This window comes from Alistipes provencensis (assembly GCF_900083545.1).
Lineage (GTDB): Bacteria > Bacteroidota > Bacteroidia > Bacteroidales > Rikenellaceae > Alistipes > Alistipes provencensis.
In genome coordinates this window covers 3,323,673-3,340,892 of sequence record NZ_LT559262.1, presented here as the reverse complement: position 1 = coordinate 3,340,892, position 17,220 = coordinate 3,323,673, and the positions used below count along the sequence as shown (strand labels likewise).

The 17,220-nt window shown below is 59.9% G+C and carries 9 protein-coding genes; 2 read left to right on the top strand and 7 right to left on the bottom strand.

Going from position 1 to position 17,220, the window contains the following annotated elements:
• Positions 1–16: 16 nt before the first annotated feature.
• The 6 genes from BN5935_RS13160 to BN5935_RS13135 form a co-directional block, all read right to left on the bottom strand.
• On the bottom strand, positions 17–3,331 hold the full coding sequence (locus tag BN5935_RS13160) for a phosphodiester glycosidase family protein (RefSeq protein WP_082944148.1): 3,315 nt from the start codon (positions 3,329–3,331) through the stop codon (positions 17–19).
• 32 nt (positions 3,332–3,363) lie between these two features.
• Entirely contained in the window at positions 3,364–5,118 is a 1,755-nt protein-coding gene (locus BN5935_RS13155) for a RagB/SusD family nutrient uptake outer membrane protein (protein ID WP_064976498.1), read from the bottom strand.
• 19 nt (positions 5,119–5,137) lie between these two features.
• Positions 5,138–8,638: a TonB-dependent receptor gene (locus BN5935_RS13150; RefSeq protein WP_235821111.1), complete on the bottom strand. Its 3,501-nt coding sequence runs from the start codon at positions 8,636–8,638 to the stop codon at positions 5,138–5,140.
• 231 nt (positions 8,639–8,869) lie between these two features.
• Entirely contained in the window at positions 8,870–9,862 is a 993-nt protein-coding gene (locus BN5935_RS13145) for a FecR family protein (RefSeq protein ID WP_064976496.1), read from the bottom strand.
• A gap of 127 nt (positions 9,863–9,989) precedes the next feature.
• On the bottom strand, positions 9,990–10,547 hold the full coding sequence (locus tag BN5935_RS13140) for an RNA polymerase sigma-70 factor (RefSeq protein ID WP_064976959.1): 558 nt from the start codon (positions 10,545–10,547) through the stop codon (positions 9,990–9,992).
• 177 nt (positions 10,548–10,724) lie between these two features.
• On the bottom strand, positions 10,725–11,771 hold the full coding sequence (locus BN5935_RS13135) for a DUF2776 family protein (RefSeq protein WP_064976495.1): 1,047 nt from the start codon (positions 11,769–11,771) through the stop codon (positions 10,725–10,727).
• A gap of 67 nt (positions 11,772–11,838) precedes the next feature.
• Here BN5935_RS13135 and BN5935_RS13130 point away from each other — a divergent pair, with 67 nt between their 5' ends.
• Positions 11,839–12,426 (top strand): HAD family hydrolase, encoded by a 588-nt coding sequence (locus BN5935_RS13130; protein ID WP_064976494.1) that lies wholly within the window; start codon positions 11,839–11,841, stop codon positions 12,424–12,426.
• A 75-nt stretch (positions 12,427–12,501) separates the two neighbouring features.
• Here BN5935_RS13130 and BN5935_RS13125 read toward each other — a convergent pair whose 3' ends face one another.
• Complete coding sequence (locus BN5935_RS13125; protein WP_064976493.1) at positions 12,502–15,774, bottom strand: TonB-dependent receptor; 3,273 nt, start codon at positions 15,772–15,774, stop codon at positions 12,502–12,504.
• A 390-nt stretch (positions 15,775–16,164) separates the two neighbouring features.
• On the opposite strand from BN5935_RS13125, the gene BN5935_RS13120 reads away from it, so the two are divergent.
• Positions 16,165–17,217, top strand: a complete 1,053-nt coding sequence (locus tag BN5935_RS13120; RefSeq protein ID WP_064976958.1) for an AI-2E family transporter — start codon at positions 16,165–16,167, stop codon at positions 17,215–17,217.
• The last annotated feature ends 3 nt before the right edge of the window (positions 17,218–17,220 follow it).

Genomic DNA, 17,220 nt, shown 5'->3' with positions numbered 1-17,220 from the left:
TCTCTCGGTTTAAGGGTTACTGTTTGATCCGCACATGCATGTAGTTCATGCAACTGCGCTCGCCTTTCGAGTCGGAGGGCTTGTTGACCACCTTGCCCGCACCGTCGGTGTAGAGCCACATGGTCGTCGAGCCGCCGCCGTCGAAACGGGTTACGTTCCAGCAGTCGAATTTCTGGGCGATGCGGACCATCTCGGGGAACTTCACGCCCATCGACACCCAGTCCTGACGGCCGTCGATGACGAAGAAATATACCTTCGTTTTGGACTGGTCCACACCCACATAGGTCATCGGGTCGTAGACCGACGAGGCGAGTTTCTTGTCCACACCGTCGTCCAGCAGGTGATACATCGTCGAGTTCTGCGTGAGGATCGGGGTCGACACGCCGTCCACCGTCACGTCGGCGCGGATGCGGAGCGTCGAACCCACGGAGAGTTTCGCGGCGAATGCCTCGGCCGTCGCACCGGTGAGCTGCACGGCCCATTCGTCGAGGGTCGTGAGGTAGGGCGCTTCGGCGAGTTCCGCCGTGCGGCCGTCGTCGATGCGGGTCACGGTGGCCTCGAACCAGCCGTCGTTGACCGTCATGGGGTTGCCCGAGGTGTTCTTCGCAATGACGTAGAGCGCTTTTTTGAGCAGCGGGTTGGTCAGCGACGGAGTCCCGGGGTGGGGCGTCTTCTTGTAACGTGCGGTGTAGAGGTTGGCCTCCTGCGAGACGCTGCCCTGACGCAGGATCGTGTCGTTGATCGAGTGGTATTCGTACTCGGTTCCGCCGACCTCGATCCTGCCCGTGAAGACCTTCTTGCCGCAGCTTGCCGTGCGGTCCTTGAAGACCGTGAAGGCGTTGGCATGGTTGGTCAGCGACGTGCGCACGGTCTTGTTGTTAATGAAATCGGGGCGTCCCTCCTCGATATGCAGGCCGCGGGGGAATCCGTCGTGCGAGTTGAAGAACCCGGTGTTGATGCCGGCGATGATGTTCTGCCCCTCGGCGCGCTTGCGGGCGCAGTTCTCCGATAAGGTTTCGCGGATGTTCTTGCCGTTGTTGCTGTTGTTGTTGCCGTTGGGGTTGGGCACGAGGTCGTCGGCCATCGAGGTTGCGATCTCCACGGCCTCGTTCGTCAGGTCAATTTCCAGCACATGCATCTTGCGCGGCAGGTTGGTGAACTCGTAGTAGGTGTATTTCACGCCCGGGTGAAGCTGGACGCTCTGTTTGAGCTCCCAGTCGTAGTAGGCCGGCAGCGACCAGTCCACGGTGTTCTCCTCGGTGTCGTAGTTCGACTGCTTGTGGCAGACGGCCGTGGTGTGCATGGCCGCGGGGGCCGTCGCGGGGGCGTCCTTGTAGGTGTCGTAGTCGCCGACGAAGCCGTTTCCGATGCAGCCCTTGATGAGCGATGCGCTCTGGTTGTAGCCGCAGGCCCATCCGGGACCGTGCAGGTTCGCTCCGTCGACGGTCACGTTGCCGATGATCGCCCCGGTGTTCTTGCAGTTGCGGATCGTGCCGAGGTTGTGGCCCGAGAAGCCGCCCGTGCGGCATCCCAGATGGGTGATGACGTTGCCGAGGTTGTTGCAGTTCTCGATGACGCAGCCCGTCGTGGTCGAACCGCCGACCAGTCCGCCCATGCGCTTGATGCCGTATTTGTCCTTCTGCCCGGCATACTGCCCGGAGGCATCGTCCTCGACGAGTCCGTTGTTCAGCGAGTTGGCGATGGTGCCTTTCTCGAAGGTTCCGGCCAGTCCGCCGCCGCGTCCCGAAGGTGCGTTCACGCGGCCGTTGTTGGTGCAGTAGCCGATGAGGTTGTTCTCCGCCGCCTTGACGTAGGCGCAGATGCCTCCGACCTGCATGCCCGTGGCGCCGTTGGCGGTGTTGGCGATGGGCCCCGTGGTGATGTCGCCGTTGTTGGCGCACTTCACCGCGGCGGAGGTGCCGCCGATGGTCGTTCCGGTCATCTGTCCGACGATTCCCGCGAGCATGACCAGCACCCCGGCGGGGTCTTCGGCCTCGAACGAGATCGAGACGTTGTTGGTCACGCTTTCGAGGAGCGACTCCGTGGCGAATGCCGCGATGCCCGCTATGGCCGTTCCTGCCCCGGCGGTTCCCCGAATGGTGTGCTTGTCGCCCTTGACGCCGACCGTGAGGTTCCGGACAGTGGCCTGATTCAGCACGCCGAACAGACCGTGTGCCGTCGATTTCGCGGCGTCGGCCGTCCAGTTGATGTTCCGGATCGTGTAGCCCTTGCCGTCGAATTTGCCGGTGAAGGGATTCTCGGCCGTGCCGATCGGTGTCCACTCCGTCGTGCCCGTCATGTCGATGTCGCCCAGCAGCACCACGTCGCCGCTCTCGTCGCGGTAGCGGTCGTAGCTGCGTGAAGAGTTGACGGCCTCGGCGAATTTGCGCAGGTCCTCGGCGGTCTTGATGCCGTAGTATTCGGGCTTCGCGCTTTTGGCCGTGAGGCGCACGATGCGGATCAGGACGTTCTCCTCCGTGTCGCAGAGCATCACGGCGAAGCTGCCCTCCTCGAACGCATTGCCGAAGGTGACGGCGATGGTTCCGGCGGCGGTGTCGGCCGCGGCCGTGAGCTTCTCGGCACGCATGATTCTGAGGATCGTCTCGCCGGCCTTCTCGCCCGTGATCTCGTAGGCGATCGTGAGCGGCTGCGAAACGTCCTCGACGACGTATTCGTCCCCGAGTACCGTGTCGCCTACCTTGAAGACGATGTTGAAGGCGTCGAACACCGGAGCCGATACCGTCGAGCCGTCGCCCAGCGTGAAGACCGCGTTGCCGTTGGCGTCGCGCGAGACGCCTGTGATGAGCGATCGCTCCTTGCCCTCGGCTTTCAGCGGGGCGCCCGCCGCGTCGGTCAGCCGCCGGCCGTTGACGGTCCAGTAACCCTCCTTGTCGACGGCCACTTCGGGTGTGCGTCCGGCGACGGGTATCTTCGACCCGTCGGTGTCTTTCAGGAAGTCGGTCTTGCCGCCGGCGGTGGTCGTCCAGTAGAGCACGCCGTTCTCCTCCTTCGTGCCGAGGATCGGCGCCGTGTTCACGTCGTCCTTCGTGGCGACGGTGACGCTGTGTTCGACGTTGTCGGAGCCCTTGAAGCGGACGACGTCGTTGCCTTCGGCGTCCTGCGTGATCGAGGTTATGACCCCGCCGTTGACGACGGCCGCGAGCAGCCGGACCTGACCGTTGAGTTCGTCGGCCTGTTTTTCGAGTTCGGTGAGCTGGTTGTATATCTCGTCGACGCCTTTCCACAGCGCGGAGTCGTCGAAGTTGTCGCTGCATCCGCCCGCGAAGAGGAGGACCGATGCCAGAAGCGTTGTTATCATGGTTCGTTTCATTGCCGTTTGGTTTTATCGGGTTGCAAAAAGCATCAGTCGAAATTGGTGCTGTCGGTCCATCCGGGATTCTGGGTCAGCAGTCCGCCCGTCAGTACGCGCTGGTCGGCCGGAATGGGCCACAGATAGTCGCGCTCCTCGTTCCATGTGTATTTCAGGGCGCTCCAAGCCACGACGTAACCGCGGTTGTCGGCGGCTTCGGAGAGGACGATGTCCGAACCGATTTTCAGCACCGTCAGTCCGTCGGCCGGGGTGCTGGTCTGCTGCGTGGCGTAGAGTTCCAGATCGTTCTTGCCGTCGCCGTCCATGTCGTAAAGGCCCGGACCGGGGAAATAGATGCCGTGGTAGGGTGCCGTCTCGTTGACCAGTTGCGCGCCCTCCTTCCAGCGGAACATGTCCCACATACGCTGGCCTTCCATGACCATCTCCACGGTGCGTTCACGGCGGATTTCGAGGATCACGCCCGTGTTGTCGCTCTTCGTGACGTTGGGGTAGCAGGCCATAAGGAACGGATCGGGGTCGGCGTTGGCCGCCGCCATGTCGAGACTGCCCATGCCGGCGCGTTCGCGGATCTTGTCGACCGACACGGTCAGGTCGTCCTGCGTCAGCGTACCCAGCTCGGCTTTGGCTTCGGCATAGTTGAGATACACCTCCGCGGCGCGCAGCAGCGGCCAGTCCGCCGTGCCTTTCGAGGCGCCGCTATGGGCGGCCGTCGAGACGAACTTGATCGGTTCGTAACCCGTCATCGAGGTCATGTCGTTCGGTGTGGCCGTGCTTTCGCCCTTGGCGATGTAGCCCGGACAGAGCACCGTCTGCGCCATGCGCGGATCGCGGCCTGCGGTCTCCTCGGTATAGAACATCGTTTCGTGTCCCGTTTTTCCGGTGAAACGCGAACCGTCGGCCATCAGGTAGTGGTTCATGAAACGGCGCGTGAAGCCTGCCGCCGCATTGCGGATGTTGAACTGTACGCTGTGGGCGAGGTTCAGCCCCTCGAAATTGTAGAGGCGGGCCAGAATGACTTCGCCCGGCTTGGCATTGTCGCTGCAAAACAGGTCGCGGTAAGGCTCCGCACCCTCCTTGTAGAGCGAGTATCCGCTCTCGGTGATGAATGTCGCCGCGGCGTCGGCCGCCTGCTGGAGGTATTTGTCGGCGTCGGGGAGGTTGCGGTATTTGCGCCATGTGCCTTCGTAGAGCGCGGCGCGCGACTTGAAGGCCAGCGCTGCCCAGCGGGTCACGCGGGCCACGTCCTTGTCGCGGGGAAGCATCTCGATCGCGTTGTCGAGATCGGACATCACATGGTCCATGATGACGCCGCGGTCCTCGCGGGGCTTTTTCAGCAGGTCCTCCTCCTCGGAGCCGATCACCGTGTCGTACCACGGCACGTCGCCGTAGCGGCGCACCTTCACATAGTAGAAATAGGCGCGGAAGAAGTAGGCCACGCCGTCGTATTTGGTGCGGGCCGCCTCGTCGGTGCAGTTGTGCGAGTTTTGCAGGTAATAGTTGATCTTGCGCAGGGAGGTCCATGTCCAGCCGCTTTCGTCGGAGGCCATGCGGGTCCCCGATATCACGTCGCCCATGCTCTTGTCCACCATGTCATCGGCGTTGAGCCCCGAAGCGCTGTCGGGCGAGTCGAGCAGCGTGTAGAACTGGTTGGTCCACAGGCGGAGGTCCACCTCCGACTGGAAATAGGTCTGCGGGGTGACCGTATCTTCGGGGATGAGGGTCAGGTCGCATCCGGAGCATGCCGCTCCCAGCAGCAGGGTTGCCAGTATTTTGTGCAGTGTTTTCATCTGTCGTTCTCTTTATGCGTTAGAAGCTGATGTCGACGCCTACCGAGAGGGTCTTGGGATAGGCGTATCCTGTTCCGGAGTCCCCCTTGCTGGTGCTCGACGATCCGGCCAGTTCGGGGTCGATGGTTTTGTTGTGCCTTTTCAGCGGCGACCAGTAGCAGAGGTTCTCGCCCGAGAAATAGACGCGGGCGCGGTCGATGCCGATCTTGCGCGTGAGTTTCTGCGGCACGGTGTAGCCGACCGTGAGGTTTTTCAGGCGCAGGTAGGCGAGGTTCTGGATGTAGCGGTCGTTCTTCTCGCCCAGCGAACCGCCCGAATAGGCGTTGTATCCGCGCGGACGGGGGAAGTAGGCGTTGCGGTTGTCCTCCGACCAGCATTCCGAATAGAAATCCTTGTGGATGAACGAGGTGGGCGGGAAGGCGTAGGGACCCCAGAAATCGTAGGAGGCCTGCCCGGCGGCCGGATACCAGTCGCGGCGTCCGATGCCTTGGAAGAAGGCCGACACGTCGAAGCCCATCCAGTTGAATCCCACGCGGAACGAGTAGTTGTAGCGCGGCAGCGAGTTGCCGATGATGCGCTTGTCGCCCGGATCGTCCACGGTTCCCGAACCCTCGGAGATGACGTTGTCGCCGTCGAGGTCGGCGAAGCGCACGTCGCCCGCCCGCAGGTAGTTGCCCGCCGGGCCCTTGCACTGGTAGACACGGTTGTTGACCGCCTTGTCGTCGATCGCGGCCTGATATTCGGCCGCTTCGCGGTCGGTCTTGAACAGCCCGTCGACGTGGTAGCCCCAGATCTCGCCCAGCCTCTTGCCCACATAGTGGTCCGAAATCAGCCGGTCGGGGTTGTGGTATTTGGTGATCTTGGTGATGTAGTCACCCACCGAAGCCGACACGTTGTACGAGAAGGGGCTTCCGGCCAACTGGAACTCGTCCTGCCAGCTCAGGGTGATCTCCCAGCCCTTGGTGCGCAGGTCGGCGCAGTTGGCCTTCGGGGTCTTGGCGCCGAAGACGTCGGGCAGGGTGAGCGAGGTGGTGAGCATGTCCTTCGTGTCGCGGATGTAGTAGTCGCCCGTGAAGTTGAGACGGCCGTTGAGCAACCCCACGTCGAGTCCCACGTCATAGGTGGTCACGGTCTCCCACGTCAGTCCCGACGACAGCGGGTCGGAAACGTTGGCGTAATAGGCCTTTTCCAGTCCGTCGAAGGTGTAGGTCATCTGGTTGTCGGTGCTGATCTGCTCGATGTAGGCGTAGTTGGAAACCTGCTGGTTACCCAGACTGCCCACCGAGAGGCGCAGTTTGAGGTTGCTCATCACGTCGCGCACGGGTTCGAAGAACGACTCCTCGCTGATGCGCCATGCGGCCGATGCCGAGGGGAAGAATCCCCAGCGGTGGTCGGGTTCGAAACGCGACGAACCGTCGCCGCGGGCGCTCGCCTCGAAGATGTAGCGCCCCTCGTAGTCGTAGTTCACGCGGCCGAAGAATCCCAGCGTACGGTAGGCCGAGATCGACTGCGAGAGGGTGATGGGGCCCGTCGCCACGGTGAACGAGTCGATGTTGTCACTCGACAGGTCGGTCTGCTTCACGTCGAGCGACGTCGAGCGGTAGTCCTCGTACTGCCCGCCGGCGGTGGCTTTGAAATGGTGGCCTCCCCACGAGTTCTCGTAGGTGCCGTAGATGTTGACGTTGTGGCCCTTGTAGCCGTAATGCACCTCGCGGTAGGAGTTTTCGACCGATCCCGAGGTGAAAGTCTCCATGACGCCCTCCTGACGCGAGTATTCGAACGTGTTGTTGCGGTATTTATAGAGCCGGTCGCGCTGGCGGTAGTCGTAGGCTGCCGTGAGGACGAGTTTCTTGGCGATCGTGATATCGAACTGGTTCGAAAGCGTCAGGTAGCGGTTTTCCTTCGAGTTCTTCGAACGGTCGGCGGTCATCTGGCCTCCGCGGCCCGCGCCGATGGGGGAGTTCTTGCCCAGTTGGTTGACGTACTGCACGATCGAGCCGTCGGGGTTGTAGGGGAGGAAAGCGGCGCAGATGTTCGACTGCAGGGCGTTGATCGTACCCTCGTAGTCGGAGTGTCCGCCGTATTTGTAGCCCGAGGTGTCGAAGCTGATGTTGTTCGAGTATTTCAGCCACGGGGTCATCTGGGCCGAAACTTTGGTGCGGAAGGCGTAGTCGGTGTACTTGTCCTTGTTGATGTTGAACATGCCGTACTGCTGGTAGAAGCGGCCGCTGGCGTAGTAGGTCACCTTGTCGGTGCCTCCCGAGAGCGAAAGGTTGTGCTCCTGCTGCGAACGCACGCGGTTGTAGAAGTAGCCGTACCAGTCGAAATTGCCGTAATAGTAGTACTTGCCGTCGTCGCCCACCTCGACCCACGGACGGTCGGGATGCTCCGTGCGGTCGTTGCGGCGGTCGTAGAGCTTTTGCAGGCCGCCGTTCTCCTCGGTGTAGCGGAAGATGTTCATCGTGCCGTCCGACGAGTCGTTCATGAACTGGTTGACGATGCGCACATGGTCGTAACCCGTGTCGATGAAATCGGTCGAGGTGGTGTTGCTGGCCCAGCCGAAGCGTCCGTTGTAGGAGACGCGGGCGCGTTCGCCCTTCTTGCCCGCCTTGGTGGTGATGAGCACCACGCCGGCCGAAGCCTTGGCGCCGTAGATGGCGCACGACGAGGCGTCCTTGAGCACCGACACCGATTCGATGTCGTTGGGGTTGATCTGGCTGAGGCTCACCTCCACGCCGTCGGCCAGCACGAGCGGCGAACCGCTGTTGAGCGAGATCGAGCCGCGGATGTTGATGGCATAGGACGATTCGGGCGAACCCGTACCGAAAGTGATGTTCACCGAGGGGTCGGCGCCTTGCAGGGCGTTGGCTGCCGAGACCACCGGACGGGCGTTGAGGTCCTTGCCGCTGATGGTCGCCACGGCTCCCGAGAGGTTGGCCCGGCGCTGCGTGCCGTAGCCCACGACCACCACCTCGTCCATCAGGTTGTCCGACTCTTTCAGAACGATTTCAAGCGGCGGATTTCCCCCCCCCTTGACCTCTACGATTTGGGAGATATATCCCAGATAGGAGACGTTGAGTTTGGCGGGGAACTTCATGTCCGTCAGCTCGAAATCGCCGTCGACACCCGTCAGCGTGCCTTTCTGGGTGCCCTCGACGGCTACCGTGGCGGCGATGATCGGCTGTCCCTTGACATCGGTCACGCGTCCGTGTACGGAGTTCCGGTCGGCGGCGGTTTTCGTTGTTGGCGCGGGCTGTTTCTTGGTGACGGAGATGCGTTGTCCGTCGATGGTGCAGGTCACCTCCTGTCCGGCGAATACTTGGTCGAGGACCTCGCGGATGGTGGCGTTCCGGGCCGAAACGGAGATGCGTTTGGTGAGGTCCACCTCGTCCGAACTGACGATGATGGAGTAATTTTCCGTACGGTTCAGCGTGGCTATGGCCTCCTGAACGGTTACGTTCTTCAATTCGAGGTTAATCCTCTTCGCCTGCGCGAAAACCGCGGCAGGGCTGAGTAACATACAGAGAATAACCGGGTAGAGGAGTCTCGCAAAGCGAGTTCCCCGACGATTGTAGTCGTTTCCCATGATAGGTTTATTTAAGGTTCGGGTTTAGAAGCGGGCATGCCGGGGTCGGGTGGCATCCGGGCGGGTCACAGAAAAGGAACAGAAAAAAGGAAATGGGCGGGAGGGGCGGTCAGTCTCTCATAGGCATACTGGTTTTTAGTGTCAGGTCGGTTTTTGGGGAAGAATTCATCGGGATCGGTTCGACGAGAGGTAGATGACTCCGTCACGACGCAGAATCTGCATCTTGTGGTCGGAATTGATGGCGGACAGTATCTGGTCCAGATTTTCGTTGTTGGTGAAATAGGCGAAATAGCGGGCCTGTGCGAGCGCCTCGTCGAGGATGACGATGTGCGTGCCGAACAGACGTTCGAGGTCCGAAGCGATGTCGCGCATGCGCAGGTTGAAGAAGTGGATGGCCCGGTTGTCGGCAAAGGATTTGAAATGCCCGGGCCGGAACGTCGTGAGGTCTATGTCGCCCGTGGCGCGGTCGTACTGCACCATGTCGCCGGGCTTCATCACCAGTTGCTGCCTGCGGGCTTCGGCGTTGATGTCGAATCGGACGGAGCCTTCGACCAGCAGGACTTCGATACAGTCGGTATTCGCGTAGGATTTGAAGTTGAACCGGGTTCCCAAGACGCGGATTCCGACCTCGCCCGACTGGATGATGAACGGTTTGCGGGGATTTTTCGCTACGTCGGCGAATATTTCGCCCTCGACGAAGATACGGCGCTCCTTGCCCGTGAAGACCGACGGATAGGTGATGCGGCTGCCGGAATTCAGGTGCAGTTGCGTGCCGTCGGGAAGCGTCAGGGAGGCGACTTCGCCATAGGGAACCTGCTGTTCGAGCCATTCCACCTCCGGCTGGCGGTCGGCGTAGAGCAGTCCGACGGCGCACAGCAGCGGAATGACGAGCACGGCGGCGATACGCTGGCTCCATGTGACGATACGCGCACGGCGCGAGGGTGCGGACGGCTGTCCTCCGGCGATCCCGAGCCGGTGGGCGACACGTCCGAAAGCCGCACGGGCCGTCGTGTCGTCGTCGACGTGCAGGCTGTCGAAAAGCTCGGCCAACTGTGCCTCCGAATCCGGGTTGTCACCGTGTTCGGCGAGCCACATCTGGACTTCGAGCTGCTCCTGCGCGGAGAGTTCATTGTCGAAATATTCGTTTAACTTGGTCATAGGTCCTTTTTCTCTGTTCGCCGCCGGATGCGGAGCCTTCCTCCGTACATCCTGCTGTATAAAGAACAACCGAGCGGCTCCGATTGCGTAACCGGAACTGCAAAAAAAGCGAAAAAAATCGGAAAAATCAACAGAGGGTGCTGTGGAGGTCTTTCAGCGCCAGTTCGATGTGCTTGTCGACGGTGCGCACCGAGAGTCCCAGCCGTTCGGCGATCTCGCGGTTGGAGAGGTGTTCGTAACGGCTCATGCGGAAGATCAACTGTCGCTGGGGCGGCATTTTCGAAATGCCTTGCATCAGCAGCGCATTCAGCTCCGTATAATTGTACTGCTCTTCGGCCGAGACGCCGCGGTCCGCCACGTCGCGGTCGCTGAGCTGGGGCAGCAGCGAGAGCATGGTGGTGCGCTTGGCCTTGAAGATGTTGTAGATTTCGTGTTTGGCCAGCACGAACAGGTAGTTTTTGACCGACTGCGCGCTGTCGAGCTTTTCGCGGTGTATCCAGAGCTTCATGAAGATATTCTGGGCGATGTCCTCGGACATGTGGTCGTCCTTGAGCATGCCGCGTATGAAATGCAGGAGCGTGGGGTAGTAGCGCACGAAGAGCTGCTCATAGGCGCCGACGTCGCCCCGGATGATGGCGGCGATCAGTTCGTTGTCGCTTTGCTGTCTGCTGAAAGAGAACTTCATGGGCGGTTTGTCCGGGTTTGCGTATTTGCCGTGCGGCGGTCTGCGGTTCAAAGATAAGAAAGTTTTTCACAAAGATGGAATACTTTCCTGTGACAAAATCGTAAAAAAAACGGCCGGCGTTTTTCATAACGCCGGCCGTTGTAATGTAATTGCTTGTTTTGTAATGTGTTGTCAGTGCTATGCCTTTTTCGAGGCTCCGCTCTCGAGGATCGAGACGATGGAGTAGAGCGTGAAGCAGATGGCCCCGAAGCCCGACAGCACGCGCGCCGGGACGAAGAATTTGGCGTGGAAGAAAGCCTCTTCGTAGAGGAATGCCGCGAGGAAAAGACACGCCAGAGCCGTCAGTACGGGGATGATCGGGATGCGGTTGGCCAGCGGGAAATCGGCATGCCAGATCTTCGCCAGCAGGATCACCTTACTCGAAATGCTCCAGCAGATTAGCGCCAGTCCGATCAGCACGAATCCCACGAAATTGATCGTTTCGCCCCAGAATACGAAGATCAGGACCAGCCCCAGCACGAAGGCCAGTGCGCCCATCGTCAGCACGAGACTCATCCATTTGCGTTTCTCGGCCATCGTGTAGCTGCCGCGGGCCTGCCGGGCGATGCTGGCTACCAGCGCGATGAGCGACGTGCAGACGCAGGCGATGCCGAACATCACGCTGCCCGCGACGATGTGCGCCGGGAGTGTTCCGCATGTGTAGAGCAGGATGCACCAGATCCACGCTACGGCCGCTACGGCCGCTACGATGAAGATCAGCAGCGACGACTGCGCACGGGTGAATCCCGCCGTGTTGATCGAAAAGGTGTCGTCGGCGGAGTTCTTGGGGATCAGGCTGAAGCGGGTCGACGAGGTGGCCGCCGTAGCCACGCAGGCCGTGATAAGCCCCAGTCCGCAGACGACGTGCCCGGTGACCAGCGCCCCGGGCCATTGCGACGAGATGATGAAGGCGCCGCTGACGAGCGTCAGCACGGCGAAGGCGTATCCGATCGCCGGGAAGAGGTATTTCGCGGCGGCGGTGTAGGTGCCGATGATCTGTCGGATGATCGTTGCCGCAGTGCAGTAGAGCGCGACGCAGATCGCCCCGAGGTAGAAGACGACGGGTCCTGCCGTGAGGCGTGCCGCGTCGGTCCCGGCCGAGAAGATGTAGGCCCCGTATGCGAAGCAGAAGGCGGCCATTGCGAGCGGAATGGCCCGGAAAAGAATGCTTATACCGTGATTCATAGTGATAAAGTTTTCCGAAGCCGTTGCAAATCCCGAACCAACCGGGATTTTTATTATCTTTGCGGATATGAAAAACATCGTTTTCGACTTGGGCGGCGTGCTGTTCGCCCGTGATAAAAGCAAGTGTACTCCCGAGCTGATCGAATTTTTCAGTTTCCTCCGCGCCCCGCGGATGCCGCTCTTCTGGGAGGAGTACGACCGCGGCACCTCGACGCTGGGCGAGGTGACCGTCACCATCGGTGAAATGACCGGGCGCTCCGTGGAGGTCTGCGCCGCCATGCTGCAACTGGCCATCGACCTGCAGGAGCCCGTGAAATCGACCGAACGGCTCGTCGGCGACCTGAAAACGGCGGGGTATAAGCTCTATGTGCTTTCGAACATGTCGCGCGAGTTCATCGATTTCTTGCGCCGCTTCCCCGTCTACGGGCTTTTCGACGGCGAGGTCGTGTCGTGCGAGGAACACACCGTGAAGCCCGAGCCGCGCATCTACGAAATCCTGCTCGAACGCTATGGTCTGACGCCATCGGAAACGCTCTTCATCGACGACCGCGAAGCCAACATCGAGGCGGCTGCCGCCCTCGGCATCCACGGCTTTGTCTTTAACCACCGCGACCCCGAGGCCGCCTGCGACGCCCTGCGCGCGCAACTGCTGTAAATCACATATACTTATATATAAATAAAGGAGGCCGGTGCAAACCGGCCTCCTTTTGTTGAGTCTGTTCCCGAAGGATTAGTTGAACGTGTAGCGGATGCTGAACATCGCCGACCAAGTCGAGATCGTGTTGGCATATTTCGACCATGTGGGCTTGTCGAACGTATAGGCTCCGTTCTCGTATTTCAGAATGTTGGTCGAGCTTACCTGTTTAATGTTACCCCAGTCGCGGTTGAGCATGTTGGCCAGATTGGTGACATCGAGGCCGAGGGAGATCGTGTTGCGCTTGCCCTTGATATTGATGTAGAAATCCTGCGAGAAGCGGAAGTTCAGCGTGTGATGCCACGGCATCACAGCCCCCCCCCGCTTGGAGTACTCGCCGATATGGTCGGAAAGGTAGCTGTCCTTCTGGATAAAGTCCCAGAACGCCTCTTTGTTCTCGTCTGACGTAAACGGCATGCCGTCGAGTTCCGAACGGGTCGGGATGTAAATCAGGTTCACGGCGCCGCGGTCGTTTGTCACGGGGTCCTGATACTTGCCGCTCTGTACATACATGGTATAGGAGTAGCGCGAGTAGGAGTAGTTGCCGATGTAACCGAGCTGGCTTGCCTCGTAGTAGAGACCGAAGTTCGACGCGCCGTTCTTGTTGGCGAGACGGTAGCCTACGTTGAGCAGGAGACGGTGGGGCGATACATAGGACGAATAACCCAGTTCGGGCACGTTCGAACCGTTCTTGTTGAACGTGTTGGTGCTGAACGCCGAGGTCACTTGGTCGCCGATACCGTCGATCACGTTCTTGGAGCTCGAATAGGTATAGGCAGCCATCAGCGAGAGCCCGAAGCCCCATGTCTTCGATACCTGAGCCGAGATCGAAGCGTAGTAACCGTCGAGATCGTCGGTATTTTGAATCAGGTAGGGATTGACGGTAGCGCCGTCTTTGTTCTTGATGTTCTGGCTATCCCAGTAGACGCGCGCTTCCGGTTCGCCCGGGAGCTGGATGCCGCCCTCTTTCTCGACCATGCCGAGTCTGGTCACGGCCACCGAGTTGAAATCCTTGTTGTAGATACCCTCGATATTGAGGTTGACGTCGCCCGGCAGTTTCAGATCCAGTGCCAGCGAGCTTTTCCACGTCGAAGGCATTTTGAGGTTCTTGTCCAGAATGGTGGGCGAAGTATTGGCTGCCAGATCATGTCCTTCGTAGGTTCCCTTGTAAACGTCTTCCAGCATGTCGCTGACATTGGTGTGGAATTTGGGCATGTTGTCGCCGGCTGCGTTTCTGTAGAGCGTAAGACCGTTCTGGATGGTGTTGCTGTTGCCGGCAACCGATACGAGCCATACGAAGGGCAGGCGGCCGTTGAAGACGCCCGTACCGCCGCGGAGGATGTACTTGCGCTCACCGGTCATATCCCAGTTGAAGCCTACGCGGGGAGCCACCGACAGACGAGCCTTGGGCATGTCCGAGGTCTTGTAGCCGCCGTGATCGGCAAAAATCTCCGTGAAATCCTTGTTTTCATTGCCCGAGATCGAAGGATAGACCGGAACCTCGAAGCGCAGTCCGACCGTAGCCTTGAAACGCTCGCTGAAGTTGATTTCGTCCTGCAGGTAGATCGAATACTGCATGTAGGTGAACTGGGGATACGCCTGCGCCAGAGCGTCGTTGTTGCCGTGGGCGATACGGAATGCCAGCGGAGCCTTGTCATTCTTGAAATCATCCCAGCTTTCGTAGACGTAGTATCCTGCGCCGCCCTGCTGGTAGCCGTTCGTCGTCAGGTTGTGCTCGAACTGCAGACCGGCCACCAGACGGTTCTTGCCGATCGTGTAGCCGATCTCGTCGGTTATTATGTGGGTCGATACCTCGCGGAGGTTACCCTCGGTGAAAGGATCGAGGCCGAACGAGGCGTACAGAGCACTCGCTCCGCCCTCGGTGGGCTCCAGAATATCCACCGTCGGGAAGATGCCGCCGTCATAGCTGCGCGGTTCGTACTGGTACGAGTAGGTGTAACGCAGCGTGTTGGTCAGACGGCTGTCGAGGAAGCGCGAGTTGAGCTCGGCGGCTACCGACGTGAAGTTCTGCTCCTGATAGTAGCGCGAATTTCCGAAATACATGGCATAGATCGAGGTGCGGCCGTAGAGGTCTTTGTCGTATGCTTTGCCGGCGCTGAACGGAGAGATCGACGACGAGGGGGCCGACGAATACTTGTTCTGGGTACGGCTGAAACGCACGTTGAGCGCATGGTTGCGGTTGATGTTCCAGTCCACGCGGGCCATGAGCTTGTATCCGGGGGTCTTTACCGAATAGTTCTGATAAGCACCGGGGTTGTAGCCGTAGGTGTCGATCAGGAACTGGCTCATCTCGTCGAGTTTCGAGGTCGTCGGACGGTTGTATTGCAGGTCCTTGCCGAAGTCTTGGCTGTCGCTGGTGCGTGCCAGACGGGAGTTGCCCGGGGTGGTGTTCCACTCGCGCTCGAAGTTGGCGAAGACGAAGAGCTTGTTCTTGATGATCGGGGCGCCGATGCTGAATCCGAGGGTGTTGTCACGCATCTCGCTCAGCGACAGCTTGCCGCCGTCGTACTTGTCGCCCTGAAGCTGGTCGCTCTTGGAATAGAGGTAGGCCGAAACCTTCAGTTCGTTGGTTCCCGACTTGGTGACGGCGTTGATGGCGCCGCCCGTGAAGCCGCTCTGACGTACGTCGAAGGGGGTTACCGAAACCGATACCTGCTCCAGTGCGTCGAGCGAGATGGGCGAACCGCCTGCGGGGAGGTTGCCGCCGATACCGAACATGTTGTTGAACGCGGCACCGTCGACCGTCACATAAGACTGACGGTAGTTACCGCCGCCGATGGCCAGTCCCGACGTGGTCGAGGAGGCCTGCGGCGTGAGCTTCATGATGTCGTTCATGCTGCGGTTCACCGTGGGCATCAGTTCGATCTGGTCGTTGGAGATGCTGGTGACGGCACCGGCACGGTTGACGTTCATCGAGCTGTTCCGGCCGTCGGCCTTGATGACCACGGCCTCGAGCTCCTGACTGTCCTTGAGGAACGCGTCGCGCTTGAGGGTCTGGCCCAGCGACAGCATCAGTCCCGGGAATTCGACCGACTGGTAGCCTACGAACGAGAAGGTCACCGAGTACGGACCGCCGGTACGCAGTCCCTGCAGGTTGTAGTTACCGTTCTTGTCGGTCACGGCACCGTACTGCGTACCCGAGGGTGTGTGGACGGCAATGACCGTGGCGCCGACGAGCGGCTGCCCGTTCTGGTCGACTACCGTACCGTTCATTCCCGACGTCGTCACCTGCGCATTCACTGCGCAATAGGCGAAAATCGTGAGCATGAGTAGAAAAAGTTTCTTCATACACTTAGAAATTTAATTGAAAAATTGGGTTAAATATGCATTTTTTGTTCGTCGCAAAGGTAATTCTGTTTTCGCTCGTTTCCATCGCGGGAACCGGAATTTAACGGTATTGTAAAAGCATGAGGGACATTCCCTTTCACAGGAATATCCCTCGTATTTCTATGATTGCATATACCTCCGCTTTCGCCAAAAGGGAACCATCCTCCGATGGTACCCGGATTTACGATAAGCCGATGCATGGACAATGCCAACCATAATTTCCATAGCACAAATATAAATCAAATATTTTTGCGCCGCAACAGAACACGCGTTTTTATTCGACAATATTTCAACAACTTTGGCGAATCGGCTCCGGAGGCCTGCGGCACGTTACTTGCGCTGGGGCGGGGTATGCTTTCGACGCGTGAAAAATACTGGCACTACTCGCTTTTCGTCCTGATCGTGGGGCTGGGCGTGACGATCTTCGTCGAGCTGACTCCCTTTCTGGGGGGCCTGCTGGGAGCCGTCACGATCTATGTGCTGCTGCGCCGGCAGATGTGGTTCCTGAGCGAACGGCGGCGGTGGCGGCGGAGCCTCGCTGCCTCGCTGCTGCTGGGCGAGGCGGTGCTGTTCTTCCTGATCCCGATCATCCTGATCGTCTGGATGGTCGTCGACAAGTTGCAGGGCGTGGCGCTCGATCCCGATTCGATCCTGACGCCCGTGAAGCACGTCGCCGGACTGATCCGCGAGAAGACCGGCTACGATATGCTCCAGAAGAGCAACGTCCAGTCGCTCATGGCGTTCATTCCCCGGATGGGGCAGTGGATCGTCGGCGGGCTTTTCGATTTCGCCGTCAATGTCGTCGTACTGCTCTTCGTGCTCTATTTCATGCTCATCGGGGGCCTGCGCATGGAGACCTACTGCCGCGAACTCCTGCCTTTCAACCGCCGCACGGCGCGCAACGTGATGCGCGAAATTCACATGATCGTCCGTTCGAACGCCATCGTCATTCCGTTGCTGGCCGTCTCTCAGGGCATCGTAGCCTATGTCGGTTACTTGGCCTTCGGGGTCTCCGCACCGTTGTTCTGGGGTGTGCTGACCTGTTTTTCGACGATCCTCCCGATCGTCGGCACGGCCCTCGTGTGGCTGCCGCTCGCCGTTTATATGGGTCTCGACGGCAACTGGGGGCAGGGGATCGGGCTGGCGATGTACGGCGGGCTGGTAATCACGCAAGTCGATAACCTCGTGCGCATGGTCATGCAGAAACGGATGGCCGACACGCATCCGCTCGTCACCATCTTCGGGGTCTTCATCGGGCTGTCGCTCTTCGGGTTCATGGGCGTCATCTTCGGACCGCTGATGCTGGCGATGTTCATCTTCTGTGTCAACCTCTTCAAGCGCCGGTATCTCGACGGCAAACCCGACCGGCAACTGTTCGTTCCGGACGACGGGCCGGGACATTGAGGC

Coding starts and splice junctions, on each gene's coding strand:
- BN5935_RS13125 (WP_064976493.1), bottom strand. CDS start 15,774: ATGAAGAAACTTTTTCTACTCATGCTCACGATTTTCGCCTATTGCGCA.
- BN5935_RS13150 (WP_235821111.1), bottom strand. CDS start 8,638: ATGTTACTCAGCCCTGCCGCGGTTTTCGCGCAGGCGAAGAGGATTAAC.
- BN5935_RS13145 (WP_064976496.1), bottom strand. CDS start 9,862: ATGACCAAGTTAAACGAATATTTCGACAATGAACTCTCCGCGCAGGAG.
- BN5935_RS13135 (WP_064976495.1), bottom strand. CDS start 11,771: ATGAATCACGGTATAAGCATTCTTTTCCGGGCCATTCCGCTCGCAATG.
- BN5935_RS13120 (WP_064976958.1), top strand. CDS start 16,165: ATGCTTTCGACGCGTGAAAAATACTGGCACTACTCGCTTTTCGTCCTG.
- BN5935_RS13160 (WP_082944148.1), bottom strand. CDS start 3,331: ATGAAACGAACCATGATAACAACGCTTCTGGCATCGGTCCTCCTCTTC.
- BN5935_RS13140 (WP_064976959.1), bottom strand. CDS start 10,547: ATGAAGTTCTCTTTCAGCAGACAGCAAAGCGACAACGAACTGATCGCC.
- BN5935_RS13130 (WP_064976494.1), top strand. CDS start 11,839: ATGAAAAACATCGTTTTCGACTTGGGCGGCGTGCTGTTCGCCCGTGAT.
- BN5935_RS13155 (WP_064976498.1), bottom strand. CDS start 5,118: ATGAAAACACTGCACAAAATACTGGCAACCCTGCTGCTGGGAGCGGCA.